Origin of the sequence: Methylosinus sp. R-45379, assembly GCF_001644125.1 — a bacterium.
Classification (GTDB): Bacteria; Pseudomonadota; Alphaproteobacteria; order Rhizobiales; family Beijerinckiaceae; genus Methylosinus.
Genome location: NZ_LUUM01000201.1, coordinates 91,544 through 106,335, shown reverse-complemented (window position 1 = coordinate 106,335; position 14,792 = coordinate 91,544). Strand labels below are relative to the sequence as shown.

Below are 14,792 nucleotides of genomic sequence, written 5' to 3'. Positions count from 1 at the left end.
CGCGCGCATCTAAAATAGCGGCTCGTCTTACCATTTCGCGCGACGGCGGTCGACCGCGCCCCTACTGTCCCGTTCGCGTGAACCATTCCTCTTCGCTGATGACCTCGACGCCGAGCTCCTTGGCCTTGGCCAGCTTGGAGCCCGCGCCCGGCCCCGCCACGACGAGATCGGTCTTTTTCGACACGGAGCCGGAGATTTTCGCGCCGAAACGTTCGGCCTGCGCCTTGGCCTCATCGCGCGTCAGCCGCTCCAGCGCGCCGGTGAAGACCACCGTCTTGCCGGCGACGGGCGAGGCGCTCTCGATCTGCGGCATGGGCTCTAGCGTCACATGCGCGAGAAGCGCTTCGATCTCGTCCTCATTGTGTTTCTCGGCGAAGAAGTCATAGAGCGCCTCGGCGACGACGCCGCCAATGCCTTCGATCGATTCGATGCGCTCGCGCGCTTCGCTTCCCGGCGCGGCCTCGCGCGCAGTATCGCGAAGGCTGGCGAAATCGGCGAAATGCCGCGCGAGGCGCTTGGCGTTGGTCTCGCCGACATGGCGAATGCCGAGCGCGAACAGAAAGCGATTGATCGGAACGCTGCGCCTGGCGTCGATCGCAGCGAAGAGATTGCGCACCGAGGTCTCGCCATAGCCCTCGCGATTCTCGAGCTTGGTGAGGCTCGCTCGGTTTCGTTCGGCCAAAGTGAAGATTTCGGAGGCCGTGCGAATAAGGCCTTCCTCGAAGAAAGCCTCGATCTGCCTGTCGCCGAGCCCTTCTATGTCCATGGCGTTGCGCGAGGCGAAATGCTTCAGCCGCTCGATCGCCTGCGCCGGACAAACCAGCGAGCCGGTGCAGCGGCGCACGACATCTGCCTCGCCGGTCTTCTCATCGATCTCGCGCACCGCGGCCGAGCCACAGGCCGGGCAGACATGCGGAAACTCATAAGGCTTCGTCCCCTCCGGCCGCTTGTCGAGAACGACCTCCACGATCTGCGGAATGACGTCGCCGGCGCGCTGCACGACGACCGTGTCGCCGACGCGAATATCCTTGCGCGCGATCTCGTCCTCATTGTGCAGCGTGGCGTTGGAGACGACGACGCCGCCGACCGTCACCGGCTCCAGCCGCGCGATCGGCGTCAACGCGCCGGTGCGGCCGACATTTATGTCTATGCCGCGCACGATGGTCTTGGCCTGCTCGGCGGGAAATTTATGCGCCACCGCCCAGCGCGGCGCGCGCGAGACGAATCCGAGACGGATTTGCAGGCCAATGTCATCCACCTTGTAGACGACTCCGTCTATGTCATAGCCGAGCGTGGCGCGGCGCGCTTCTATGTCGCGGAAATGCGCGAGCATCTCCTCGGCGCTGACGCAAATTTTGGTGAGCGGATTGGTCGGCAGGCCGAAGCTCGCCAGCGCCTGCACCATGCCATATTGCGTGTCGGACGGCATGACGCTCACCTCGCCCCAACTATAGGCGAAGAAGCGCAAAGGCCGGCTCGCCGTCACTTTGGGATCGAGCTGGCGCAGCGAGCCCGCGGCGGAATTGCGCGGATTGGCGAAGAGCGGCTTATTCGCCGCCGCCTGCCGCTCATTGAGCGCGAAGAAATCCTCGCGCCGCATATAGACCTCGCCGCGCGCCTCCAGCACATCCGGCCAGCTCTCGCCATGCAGGCGCTGCGGAATTTCTTCGAGCGTGCGGATGTTGGCGGTGATGTCCTCGCCCTCATAGCCATCGCCGCGCGTCGCGGCATAGACGAGCGCGCCTTTCTCATAGCGCAGCGAGCAGGAGAGGCCGTCGATTTTCGGCTCGGCGGTAAAGAAGAGCGGCGCCTCGTCGGAAAAGCCCAGAAAGCGCCGCACGCGCGCGACGAATTCATGGACCTCCTCCTCCGCGAAGACGTTGCCGAGCGAGAGCATCGGCACGACATGTTTTATTTTCGCGAATTTCTCCGCCGGCGCCGAGCCGACCTTCTTGGTCAGCGAAACGTCGGACGAAAGCTCGGGAAAGGCTTTTTCCAAAGCCTCATAGCGCTGGCGCAGCGCGTCATAGTCGGCGTCGCTGACCGCGGGGGAGTCTTCCTGATAATAGCGGCGGTCATATTCGGCGAGCTCTTCCGCGAGCCGCGAATATTCGAGCTTCGCCCGCCGCGGCGAGAGATCTTCGATCGGCGTCAGCGGTCTTGGTCCGCGCTTGCGGGAAGGAGCGTCATCAGAGGCCATGACAACATCCGAGCATCAAAAACCAGCGCGCGCCCCTTCTCCCACTTGTGGGAGAAGGTGGCCCTCGCGTCAGCGAGGGTCGGATGAGGGCTCGCGCCGATCTCGCCGTTTACGATTATTTGCGCGATGACGCAAAGCGTATGGATATTCGAAAGGACCCTCATCCGACCCGACTTCGTCGGGCCACCTTCTCCCCGAGTGGGAGAAGGAGAGTCCCAGCCCTACGCCGCCTCGGGCGCCGCGCCCACCAGCCTTCGCGCCTCCATCGGGCTGATCGGGCGGCCGAAGGCATAGCCCTGCGCATAGGCGCAGCCGAGCTGATAGAGCTCGATAGCGTCCGATTCCGTCTCGGCGCCCTCGGCGACGACATCCATGCCGAGATCATGCGCCAGCGAGATGAGCGAGCGCAGAATCACCGCGCGCGAGCCCTTGCCGGTCTGGCGCGTGAAGGAGCGGCCGATCTTGATCGTGTCGAAGGGGAAGCTCTGCAGATAGGCGAGCGAGGAATAGCCGGAGCCGAAATCGCTCATCGCGAGGCCGGCGCCCAGCTCCTTGATGCGGCCCAGCATTTGCGCGGCATATTCGGGATTTTCCATCACCAGCCCCTCGCCGAGCGCGAGCTTGAGGCTGCCTTTGACGATGTCGTTGCGCATCAGCACGCTCTTCACATCGCGCAAGAGATCGTGCCGCAGCAATTGCCGCGAGCCGATATTGACGCAGGCGAAGATCGGCGGATCGACGGCGAGCGCGCGCTGCCAGGCGGCCAGCTCGCGGGCCGTGCGCTCCAGCGCCAAAAGGCCGAAATCGACGACGAGGCCGGTCTGCTCGGCGACCTGGCCGAACTCGCTCGGATCGAGCTGGCCGAGGCGCGGATGGTCCCAGCGCAGAAGCGCCTCGAAGCCGGCGATGGTGCGATCCTCGAGCCGCACCACGGGCTGGAAGAACACCTTGATCTCGCCGCGCTCCAGCGCGCGGCGCAGATCGGCCTCAAGGGTCAACCGATCGGAGCGTTGCGCGCGCATCGCCGGGCGGAACACCTCTATGCGATTGCCGCCGAGCTTTTTGGCGTGGCGCAGCGCGATCTCGGCGTCCTCCAGCATTTCGTGGCGGTCGGGATGCAATTCCTTGTCGAAGAGCGCCACGCCGATCGACACCGACAGCGAAATCTCGCGATCGGTGAAGCGCACCGGCGTCGCCAGCGTGCGCCGCACCGAATCGGCGAGCGTGATCACATGGTCGACGTCGGTCTCGGAGACGAGGATGATGGCGAAACGATCGCCGTCGAGCCGCGCCAGAGTGTCCTGCTGCTGCAAGAGCCGGGTCAGTCGATGGGCGATGGTGAGCAGGATCGAATCGCCGGTGGCGACGCCCACCTGCTCGTTGATCTGGCGGAAACGGTCGATATCGACGGCGAGCACGGTCGGACGCAGCCCAGCCTCAAGACCGGCGAAGACCAGCGCCACCTCCAGCCGGTCGAAAAACAGCTCGCGATTCGGCAGGCCGGTCAGATTGTCGTGGACGGCGTCATGCAGCAGCCGCTCACGGGCGTTGCGCTCGTCGGTGACGTCGATGAGCGTGCCGACGACGCGGATGACCTCGCCGTCCGGCCCGATGACCGGCCGCGCCCTCAGCCGGTAGCAGAAATAATGGCCGTCGGCGGCGCGCAGCCGGAATTCCTGATTAATGCGCCCGCGCCGCTGCTCGAGCAGCGCGTCCAGGCAGGCGCGATAGCGGTCGTGCTCGAAAGGATGCAGCAGAGCGAGCCAGGAGGAGGCCGCCCCCTCGAGCCCGCCACGGTCGAGGCCTAGCTGCTCCTCCACCTCCGGGCTCACATAGATGTAATCGGCCGGCACGTCCCAGTCGAAGACGATCTCATTGGCGCCGGTCAGCGCCAGCGCCTTGCGTTCCGTGTCGGAGATCGCGCCATGGGCGAGGCCGCCGCTGGCGAAGGCATTTTGCATAACGGTGAAGCCGATCAGCATGACGATCAGCACCAGGCCGCCGACCAGCGCCGGCGAGACCAGATCATTGGTCAGCCAGCCGGCCACGGTGAAGCCCGCCGCGCAGACCCAGAGCAGCAGCAGAAACCATGTCGGAATCAGCATGATGGCGCGGTCGAAGCCATGCGTCGCCAAATACAGGACCAGCACGAAGCCGACGGCCGAGACGGTTGCCAGCGAGATGCGGGCGACGCCCGCGGCCACTGGCGCGTCGAAAATGGCGAGGCCGACGAGATCGGCGAGAATCAGCAGCCAGAGCGCCGCCACATGCCAGGCGCGCACATGCCAGCGGTTGAGGTTGAGATAGGCGAAGAGAAACACCACCAAGGTCGCCGACAGCACCGTCTCGGCGCCGGCGCGCCAAATGCGGTCGGCGTTGGGATCGACGCCGAAAATCTTGGCCCAAAAGCCGAAATCGATGCAGACATAGGCCAGCACCGACCAGGCGAGCGCTGCCGCCGCCGGGAAGATCACCGCGCCTTTGACGACGAAGACGATGGTCAGGAACAGCGCCAGCAGGCCGGCGATGCCGATGACGATGCCCTTATAGAGGGTGAGGCTCGTCACCTTGTCCTTGTAGGAGTCCGGCTCCCACAGATAGAGCTGCGGCAGATTGGGCGTGCGCAGCTCGGCGACATAGGTGATCGTCGTGCCGGGATCGAGGGTCAGGCGAAAAACATCGGCGTCCCCGCTTTCCTCATGCTCCGGCGGGAACCCTTGGCTCGCGGTGATCGCCGAAATGCGCGTCGCGCCGAGATCCGGCCAGATCACTCCCGACCCCTGAAGGCGGAAATGCGGGGCGACGATCAGACGCTCCAGCTGCTCGTCCGTATCATTTGTGAGCGCAAAGACGATCCAGCTCGGGCGGGTGCCTGCTTCCTTGGCGCCCACTTCGATGCGTCGGATGATTCCATCGGAGCCGGGGGCGGTCGACACCTGCAGTCGGTCGCCCTCGGAGGAATATTTCTCGACCGCATGGGTGAGGTCGATGGCGGCGGCGTCCTGCGGCACGCGCACGGAATCGATGGCGAGCGCCCGCGACCCGCAAAGGACGAGAAACATTAGGGCGATCAGATATCTGGATAGCGGCACGAATCTCGTCTCTGGCGCGCAGGCCCAAAAAGTCCGATTGTCGCGGGGCGGACCGGTCGGCTTTCGGATTTCTTCTTGTCTGAATTTTGACTGGTACCGGCTAAGTCGTCGCTCTGCAAGCCGGTATGGTCTTTGCGTGTCGCGGGCGGCCGAGCGGCCGCGCTTGCGGAGGCCGGACGGGGCCAATATACGCTGAAACAGGAACAGGGCAGAAATTTAGAAGTTCTCTAGATTTGGGAGATGCGTCCGCGCAGAGCCCTCGTCTGGCGACTACAGCCTGTCGAAAACTAAGGAAACTGGATGCGTAGCGCTCTCGGCGGACCCCGCTTGCTGCTCCGCCGGCTTCGCGAGGTCATGGCGGAGCCGGTGAGCGCGCAGGCGCGGCTCGACAAGATCGTCGTGCTCATCGCGTCCAATATGGTGGCGGAAGTCTGCTCGGTCTATGTGCTGCGCGCCGATCAGCGGCTCGAGCTCTATGCGACCGAAGGCCTCAATCGCGAGGCGGTGCATCTCACCACAATGCACGCCGGCGAGGGCCTCGTCGGCCTCATCGCCAAAAGCGCCGAGCCTCTGAACCTCTCCGAGGCGCAAGAGCACCCCTCCTTCTCCTACAAGCCGGAGACGGGCGAGGAGATCTACCACTCCTTCCTCGGCGTGCCGATATTGCGCGGCGGCAACACGCTCGGCGTGCTCGTCGTGCAGAACCGCGTGCGGCGCATCTATTCCGAGGAGGAGATAGAGGCGCTGCAGACGACGGCGATGCTGGTCGCCGAGATGATCGCCTCGGGCGAGCTGCGCTCCATCGCCAAGACGCCGGAGAGCTTCGCGCTCGACCGCCCGGTGGCGGTGAAGGGCGCGCCCATGTGCGAGGGCGTCGGGCTCGGCTACGCCGTGCTGCACGAGCCCCGCGTCGTGGTGAAGCAGCTCATCGCCGAGGATATCGCCGCGGAGGTCCAGCGCGTCGATGCGGCGATAGAGGCGATGCGCCTCTCCATCGATGAATTGGTCGCCCATGGCGACCGCATGGGCGCCGGCGAGCATCGCGAGGTGCTGGAGGCGGTGCGCATCTTCGCCAATGACCGCGGCTGGGTGCGGCGCCTGCACGAGGCCGTGCTGAGCGGCCTGACGGCCGAGGCCGCGGTGGAGCGCGTGCAGAACGACGCCCGCGCCAAGCTGCAACGCCAGACCGACCCCTATCTGCGCGATCGGCTCCACGATCTCGACGATCTCGCCAATCGGCTGCTGCATCAGCTCACCGGGCAGAGCTATGTCGCCGAGCGCGAATCGATCCCCGAGAACGCCATTCTCATCGCCCGCAACATGGGGCCGGCCGCGCTGCTCGACTACGACCGCTCGCGGCTGCGCGGCCTCGTGCTCGAGGAAGGCGGCCCGGCGAGCCATGTCGGCATCGTCGCCCGCGCGCTCGGCATCGCCACGGTCGGCCTCGCCGCCAATGTGACCGATCTCGTCGAGGCGGGCGACGCCGTCATCGTGGACGGCGTGACCGGCGACGTCCACATCCGCCCGCCGCCGGATGTGCAGACCGCCTATGGCGAGAAGGCGCGGCTGCGCGCCCGCCGTATGGAGCAATACGCCAAGCTGCGCGACGTGCCCGCCGTCACCAAGGACGGCGTCGAGATCGCGCTGCATATGAATGCCGGGCTCATCGTCGACGTGCCGCATCTGCACGAGACCGGCGCGCGCTCCATCGGCCTGTTCCGCACCGAGCTGCAATTCATGCTGGCGCCACGCTTCCCGCGCATGAACGAGCAGTTCCTGCTCTATAAGGCGGTATTCGACGCCGTGCAGGACCGCCCCGTGACCTTCCGCACGCTCGACATCGGCAGCGATAAAATCCTGCCCTATATGGCGACGATCGAGGAGGAGAATCCCGCGCTCGGCTGGCGCGCCATCCGCATCGGCCTTGATCGGCCGGGCCTGTTGCGGATGCAGATCCGCGCCATGCTGAAAGCGGCCGGCGGACGCGACGTGCGCATCATGTTTCCGATGATCGCCAATGTCGCGGAATTCGAGGCGGCCAAAGCGATCGCGCATCGCGAGCTCGCGCATCTCCAGCGCCACGGCCATATGCCGCCGACCGATGTGCAGCTCGGCGCCATGGTCGAGGTGCCCTCGCTGCTGTGGGAGCTGGACAGCATCGCCGCGCGCGCCGATTTTCTGTCGGTCGGCTCCAATGATCTCGTGCAATATATGTATGCGGCCGATCGCGACAACACGCGCGTCTCCAAGCGCTACGACACGCTCTCCACCCCCGTGCTGCGCGCGTTGGAGCGCATCGCCGCCGCGGGCAAGCGCGCCGGCAAGACGGTGACGCTCTGCGGCGAGATGGGCGGCCGTCCGCTGGAGGCGCTGGCGCTGCTCGCGCTCGGCTATCGCTCGCTGTCCATGTCGCCGTCGTCGATCGGACCGGTGAAGGCGATGATTCTCGCCGTCAATCTCGACGAGGCGGAGGTTTTCCTGGCCTCGCTGCTCGCCAGGGAGGACGGCGCGCCGAGCCTGCGCGAGACTTTGCGCGAATTCGCCGCCGCACGCGATATTCCGGTTTGAGCATGCGCCAAAACGCGAAAGCTGGCCGGGAGAGGCGTTTCCACCTCCCCCTCGAGGGGGGAGGTCGAGCGCCGAAGGCGATCGGGAGGGGGTGTTTCCGCCGAGTCTTTCGCGGGGAACCCCACCCCGGATGGCTTCGCCATCCGACCCTCCCGAGGGTGAACGCGTCGATTTCGGCAATCGCCGCGAAAGACCGGGGCCGCTAGCGACGCTCGCGCCTCGCTCCACGCCATCCCCTACCCTCTCGCTCGGCAAGCCCCATGTTCGCCCAAGACAAGCTCGACCTCATTCTGCGTCGTCACGAGGAGATCGCCGACAGGCTCAGCTCGGGGCCGGACGCGGCGAGCTTCGTCGCGCTGTCTCGCGAGCTCGCCATGCTCGACGATGTCGTCGCCAAGATCAAAATCTATCGCGCGACGCAGGCCGAGATCGCCGGCGCGGGCGAGATGCTCGCCGATCCGGCGATCGATCCCGATATGCGCGCCTTCGTCGAAGGCGAGCTCGATGTCGCGCAGGAAGCGCTGACCAGCGCCGAGCAAGAGCTGAAGCTCGCTTTGCTGCCGAAAGACTCCGCCGACGAGAAGGGCGTCATTCTCGAGGTGCGCGCCGGAACCGGCGGCGACGAGGCCTCGCTCTTCGCCGGCGATCTCTTCCGCGCCTATCAGCGCTACGCCGCCGTCAAGGGCTGGAGCGTCGAGATTCTCTCCGCCAGCGACGGCGCGCTCGGCGGCTATAAGGAGATCGTGGCCGAGATCGCCGGCCGCGGCGTCTATGCGAAATTGAAGTTCGAATCCGGCGTGCATCGCGTGCAGCGCGTGCCGGCGACGGAGACGCAGGGGCGCATTCACACATCCGCAGCGACGGTCGCCGTGCTGCCGCAGGCGGAGGATGTCGATATCGCCATAGACGACAAGGATCTCAACATAGAGACGATGCGCTCGGGCGGCGCCGGCGGCCAGCATGTCAACAAGACCGAATCGGCGATCCGCATCACGCATATTCCATCCGGCATCGTCGTGATGATGCAGGAGGAGCGCTCGCAGCATCGCAACAAGGCCAAGGCGATGGAGGTGCTGCGCTCGCGCCTCTATGACGCCGAGCGCCACCGCCTCGACAGCGCGCGCTCCGCCGATCGCAAGGCGCAGGTCGGCTCGGGCGATCGTTCGGAGCGCATCCGCACCTATAATTTTCCGCAAGGCCGCGTCACCGACCATCGCATCAATCTCACACTCTACAAGCTCGATCGCGTGATGGAAGGCGAGATGGACGAGATTTTCGACGCGCTGACGACGGATCATCAGGCCAAGCTGCTCGCGCAGAGCGAGGAGTGAACCGCTCGGTGCGAAGGCGCACATCCATGGCGCTCGGCGCTTCGTAAGTTCGGGACGTTCACGAGACGCGTGAACGACACCGAGCCACGGAGCGCAAGATGACCAAAAAATTCCTCACCGCCGGCCTGCTGGCCGCCACCATCGCCGCCTCGAACTTCACCGCTTCCACCGCCCAGGCGGACCCCTATTGGCATCACGGTCATCACGGCCACTACTGGGGCGGCGTCGCCGCCGCGGGCGCGCTGACCGCTCTGACGCTCGGCGCCATCGCCGCCTCCGAGGCGCCCAGCAATTGCTACATCGCCCGCCGTCCGGTGACCGATGATTGGGGCAATGTCCTCTATTTTCGCCGCATGCGCGTCTGCGAGTGAGCCAGCGCGGATGAATGAGTCCGAAAAGGCGCGGCCCTTCGATCTCGAAGCGGCTGCGCCTATCGTTCGATCGGAGAGCGCTACCGCGCCCTCTCCCCCGCCCGCTCGTTCAAGCGGCGATAGAGCGTGCTGCGATGCACGCCGAGCACGCGAGCGGCCTTGCTGAAATTGCCGTCGCAGGCGTCGAGCGCCGCGCGCATCGCCGAAAGCTCGGCGTCGCGCAGCCTATGCTCCGCGAGCCGCGCCGAGGGCGGCTCGAAGCAGATGTCCTGCAGCTCCCAGGGACAATCGGTCGGCCGCGCGCGGCAGGCGCCGGGCGTGTTGGCGAGGCCGTAATAGCGCCTTCCGTCGGTCCCGATGATCTCCCCCATTTGCGGCCCGGATCGCAGCGGCTCGAACAGCTCCTCCAATCGCGCCACATCGAGCGCGCACCAATCGCGCTGCACGAAGGAGAGGCCGCGGCGATTGGCGGCGATGAGGCGCTTGTCGTCGTCGAAGGCGAGCAGCCCTTCGCGCGGCGCGCCGACGACGGCCGGGTCGGTGTGGAAGCGCAGCAAGGTGGCCGCCGCGAAAGCGCCGCCGCCGAAGAAGCGATGCTCGATCTGCTCCACGGCGAAGCGCACGAGCCCTAGCGCATGCACGCGATGCACGGCGGCGTGAGCGGCGAGCGCCAGCGCGCCGACGACGACGCCGCGCGGATCGACGATGGGCGCCGCCGCGCCGCTCAAAATATTATGGCTCTCGTAGAAATGCTCGCCGCCATGCACGGCCGTGGCCCGCCGCTCGGCCAGCGCCGCGCCTATGGCGTTGGTGCCGGCGGCGGCCTCGCTCCAATGCGCGCCGGGCTTGAGCGCGATTTGCGCCGCATAGCCGGCGAAGCCGATATCGCCTATGGCGTCGACCACCATGCCCTGCGCATCGGCGAGAATGACGATCGCGCCCGTCTCATGCGCCTCGGCGTTCAGCGCGTCGAGCTCGGGCCGACACAAGCGACGAAGCCGCTCGTGCCGCGCGAGAAACGTCTGCAGCTCGCTCCGCTCGAGCGGCGCGACGCGCGGCGGCCGGGCGGCGTCGAGGCCGAGCTCGGCGCAGCGCAGCCAGGAGCGCAGGATCGGCTGTTTCAGCTCGACTGTCGGCAGCTCGCCGCGGCCGAAGAATTTATCACGCGCCGCCTCCGTCAGGCTGGCGGAATAGAGGGGCATTTGAGACGCCTTTTCACGGCCGCCCGAACACGCGGCGGCGGCAGCCGAACCGTCGCCGGGCCGACCGCCACCCTTTATTATGAGAGCACACTTACTTTGTGCACCGCACAAATTGTCGCAGCCAGATCCGCTATCCCTTCGATCAGAAAGAGAAAATCGTCCCGGCGACGAGCGCGTTGGTCCTCACCCCCTGCCCCAGCAGATTATGCGAGACCGAGCGCACGAACTCGCTCTGGAAGGTGACCCAATCGGTGAAGCGATATTTCACGAAGCCGATCGTCGAGGCGTTGGCGGAGACGAGCGCGCCATCGCCGAGCCGGCCCGGATAATCGGCGAGATTGGCGTCGAGATAGCTGACGCCATAGCTGCCGCCGAAAGTCAGGCGCTCGAAGATCGTATAGCCGGCCTGGGCGTAATAGCCGGAGGATTTGCGCCGCTCGCCATCATAGCCGACGCCATCGAAATAGAGCCCCGTCGTGCCGAGGCCGACGCCCTTATAGCCATAGCCGACCAGAGTCACAGGGCCGACGTCGAGCCGCCCGCCGGCGTCTATCGCCATGGACCGCACGCCCGCGCCGCGCGGCAGCAATATGGCGTCGCCGGATTCGACGCGATGCCGCTGGGTGAGGCCGGAGGTCCACAGTGTGAGCTTCATCCCCGGCGCGAGCTCGCCGATATATTTCACGCGCGCCTGAAAGCCCGGCTGGTCATGCCCGGTGATAACGCCCGAATAGGGAAGGACGCCGGCGGCCGACACATAGGAGCCGGCGTTGTCGAATTGCTGATAGGGCGAGAAGGCGCCGACCGAAACGGTGACGCCGTGGAAATCCGGCGTCGTATAGGTGAGCTGCGGAATCCAATCCGCATAGACATAGCCGAAGCCGATGCGGCCGAGGCTCGTATTGGAGGGGCTGGCGTTGGCGGCGATGGTGCCGGCGCCGAATAGCGTGAAGTCGTTGAGAATGGCGTCTGCGGCGAAGAGGCCGAGATCGCGGCCGACCTTCAGCGAGCCCAAGTCCGGCGAGCTGATTTCGCCGAACACTTGCCGCAGATCGACCCCCGGCGTGCCGAGCGCCACCGAGGCGCCGGAACTATTGCCATTGAGCAGGCCGACGCGAATATTATTGCCGCCGGCGTAGAGGCCGAGCGAGAAGGAGACCTTATAGCCCTCCTGCTCGGTCGAGAGATTGAGCGCCAAAGCGCTCGGCAGCAGGCCGGAGCGAATGGCGGAGGAGTTATTATAGAGGCTGCCGCCGCCGAGCCCGCCGGCGATGCTCGCCGTTCCCGCCTGCTTGAATTGCTCGGTCGCGAAAAAGGCGAGCTGCCCGGACAGACGCACGTCGACCGCGCCGACGCGCGCGCCGATCCCTTTGTCGAGACGCGTGATGTAGCGATCCGAAGGCGTCGCGAGCGGCTGCGCAGCGCGGCTCGCCACAGCCGCGCGGGCCGGCGCGGCGGTCTCGGCCGCGTGGCGCGCCTTGAGCTTGCGATATTCGCCCTTGGTGAGAATTCCCTTGGCCTTCAGCTGGTCGAGCAGCTGGTCGGTGGTGTCTGCGCGCGCCGGTCCGGCGAAAATAGAAATGAAGGCCAGTCCTGCCGCCACCACACTCGCCGCCTCGAGCCGCTGTGGACGCGGGGCGGCCACATCGCCGGTTCCTGTCATTGGCGTTTCCGTCTTTTTTTTTTCGAAAAGTCCCGGCCGCCCTTCGAAGAGACGGCCGGGAAAGTTAGGGAGGATTGAGTGACCGCTCGTCATCGACCCAGCGGCGCGGGCCTCTTTCCCTGGGAAGGAAAGTGAGGTGACGGCGCGACCCAGCGACGCCGCTCGTGAGAGCAGCGCGACGAGATCTGACCGAAATTGCGGGAGAGCTGCGGCATGAGCGCCATTCGAGAAGGAAAGGCGCGTCAAAATACGACAGACGGGCGATCGAAAGACTTTCGATCAGATTATTGTCGTCTCGATATCAAGCACAGCTCCCGATCTATGCTCGTCTCGAAAGAGGAGAGCGTCGTCATTGTCGGGATCATTAGGCGCCGTGCGTCGCACAATGGCAATTAGAACTGCCTGAAATCGCCTCGGAATTGTCACGCCATCGGCTGGTCGGCGGCAAAGACTGGCGCAGGCTGCGACAGTTCCCCGCGTTTCGCCGCAAAATGCGACAGCGCGACAATATGCGCAGCGCGGGGGACGCGGCACGATGTCGCGCACCCCGCGCTAAAACAACAGATTACGGAAACATATTGCGCCGCAGCGCGCGCCGGCTCAGTGCCGGAAATGGCGCACGCCGGTCAGCACCATGGCGAGGCCGGCCTCATCGGCGGCGGCGATCACATCCTTGTCATTGACCGAGCCGCCCGGCTGAATGACCGCCGTCGCGCCGGCCGAGGCCGCCGCCAGCAGCCCGTCCGGGAAGGGAAAGAACGCATCCGAGGCGACCACCGAGCCGACGGCGAAGCTCTCCCGCACGCCGGCCTCGCGCGCCGCCTCCTCCGCCTTGAAAGCCGCCGTGCGCGAAGAATCGACGCGCGACATCTGCCCCGCCCCGACGCCCACCGTCGCGAGATCGCGCGCGTAGACGATGGCGTTGGACTTCACATGCTTGGCGACGCGAAAGGCGAATTTCAAATCCGCCAGCTCCCTCGAAGTCGGCGCGCGCTTCGTCACCACGGTGAGGGTCAGGTCGTCGACGACGCTATTGTCGCGCGACTGCGCCAGAAAGCCGCCCGAGACGCTGCGGAAAGTGAGACCGCCCGCGCGCGGATCGGGCAGGCCGCCGGTGAGCAGCAGACGCAAATTCTTCTTCGCCGCAATAATGCCGATCGCCTCCTCATCCGCCTCCGGCGCGATGATGACCTCGGTGAAAATCTTCACGATCTCGCGCGCCGCCTCGGCGTCGAGCTTGCGATTGAGCGCGACGATGCCGCCAAAAGCCGAGACGGAATCGCAGCGCAGCGCCTTGCGATAGGCCTCGGCGAGGCTCGCGCCTTCGGCGACGCCGCAAGGATTGGAATGCTTGATGATCGCCACCGCCGCCGTGCGCGCGGGATCGAATTCCGCGACCAGCTCGAAGGCCGCGTCGGTGTCGTTGACATTGTTGTAGGAGAGCTGCTTGCCTTGGCGCTGCCTCGCCGTGGCGACGCCGAAGCGCTTCTCTCCCGTCAGATAGAATCCGGCGCTCTGATGCGGATTCTCGCCATAGCGCATGGGCTCGGACAAATGGCCGCCCATCGCGCGCCAGGGCGGGGTCGCCTCGCCGAGCGCGCCGGCCAGCCAATTGGAGATCGCCGCATCATAAGCCGCCGTGCGGGCATAGGCCTTTTGCGCGAGGCGCCGGCGCGTCGCCAGAGTGGCGGCGCCGCCATTGGCGGAAAGCTCGGCGAGAAACCCATCATAATCGGCCGGCTCGACCAGCACGGCGACATCGTCGTGATTCTTGGCGGCGGCGCGAATCATCGCCGGCCCGCCAATGTCGATATTCTCGACGCAGGTCTCGAAAGGCGCGCCTTTGGCCAGCGTCGCCTCGAAGGGGTAGAGATTGACGACGAGCAGATCGATCTGCGGAATGTCATGGGCGAGCATGGCCGCCTCATGCTCGGGATTCTCGCGGATCGCCAGCAGGCCGCCATGCACCTTTGGATGCAGCGTCTTCAGCCGCCCGTCCATCATCTCCGGAAAGCCGGTGACATCGGCGATATCGCGCACCGCAAGGCCCGCCTCGGCCAGCGCCTTGCGCGTGCCGCCGGTGGAGATCAGCTCGACGCCATGCGCGGCGAGAGCCTTCGCCAATTCGACGAGTCCGGTCTTGTCGGAGACGGACAGCAGAGCTCTCGTGATACGGCGCAGATCGACCGGCATTCAGGTCCCTCGTTATGGAGCGAAGATGTCGCGGGGAAAGGGTGTCGACCCGGCGCTTATCATAGATCGCCCGGGGGAGAAACCAAAGCGCGCCGACCGCGCCCTCTCGCAGGAGGCGCGCGCTTTCGCGCCCGGCGCCGAAATTCGGCGCGGGAGGATGGGAGGTCCGGGA

The 14,792-nt window shown here is 65.9% G+C and carries 8 protein-coding genes; 3 read left to right on the top strand and 5 right to left on the bottom strand.

The annotated features are described in order from the left end of the window. Nucleotides 1–61: 61 nt before the first annotated feature. Nucleotides 62–2,200, bottom strand: coding sequence for an NAD-dependent DNA ligase LigA (gene ligA, locus A1351_RS08755; protein ID WP_064032783.1), 2,139 nt, complete (start codon nucleotides 2,198–2,200; stop codon nucleotides 62–64). 221 nt (nucleotides 2,201–2,421) lie between these two features. Then, nucleotides 2,422–5,262: a sensor domain-containing phosphodiesterase gene (locus A1351_RS08750; protein WP_051465428.1), complete on the bottom strand. Its 2,841-nt coding sequence runs from the start codon at nucleotides 5,260–5,262 to the stop codon at nucleotides 2,422–2,424. A 330-nt stretch (nucleotides 5,263–5,592) separates the two neighbouring features. Between A1351_RS08750 and ptsP the strand changes: the two genes are divergently transcribed. The 3 genes from ptsP (at nucleotide 5,593) to A1351_RS08735 (ending at nucleotide 9,562) form a co-directional block, all read left to right on the top strand. Continuing rightward, nucleotides 5,593–7,860, top strand: coding sequence for a phosphoenolpyruvate--protein phosphotransferase (gene ptsP, locus A1351_RS08745; RefSeq protein WP_024880467.1), 2,268 nt, complete (start codon nucleotides 5,593–5,595; stop codon nucleotides 7,858–7,860). 260 nt (nucleotides 7,861–8,120) lie between these two features. Further along, on the top strand, nucleotides 8,121–9,191 hold the full coding sequence (prfA, locus tag A1351_RS08740; RefSeq protein WP_024880468.1) for a peptide chain release factor 1: 1,071 nt from the start codon (nucleotides 8,121–8,123) through the stop codon (nucleotides 9,189–9,191). 98 nt (nucleotides 9,192–9,289) lie between these two features. Beyond that, a complete protein-coding gene (locus A1351_RS08735; RefSeq protein WP_024880469.1) occupies nucleotides 9,290–9,562 on the top strand; it encodes a hypothetical protein in 273 nt (90 codons plus the stop codon). An 80-nt stretch (nucleotides 9,563–9,642) separates the two neighbouring features. Here the strand turns inward: A1351_RS08735 and A1351_RS08730 are convergent, their stop codons facing one another. The 3 genes from A1351_RS08730 to purH form a co-directional block, all read right to left on the bottom strand. Continuing rightward, nucleotides 9,643–10,764, bottom strand: a complete 1,122-nt coding sequence (locus A1351_RS08730) for a helix-turn-helix domain-containing protein (protein ID WP_024880470.1) — start codon at nucleotides 10,762–10,764, stop codon at nucleotides 9,643–9,645. 142 nt (nucleotides 10,765–10,906) lie between these two features. Beyond that, nucleotides 10,907–12,427 (bottom strand): hypothetical protein, encoded by a 1,521-nt coding sequence (locus A1351_RS08725; protein WP_051592510.1) that lies wholly within the window; start codon nucleotides 12,425–12,427, stop codon nucleotides 10,907–10,909. Between the two features lie 600 nt (nucleotides 12,428–13,027). Beyond that, nucleotides 13,028–14,620, bottom strand: a complete 1,593-nt coding sequence (gene purH, locus A1351_RS08720) for a bifunctional phosphoribosylaminoimidazolecarboxamide formyltransferase/IMP cyclohydrolase (RefSeq protein ID WP_064032782.1) — start codon at nucleotides 14,618–14,620, stop codon at nucleotides 13,028–13,030. Nucleotides 14,621–14,792: the final 172 nt, after the last annotated feature.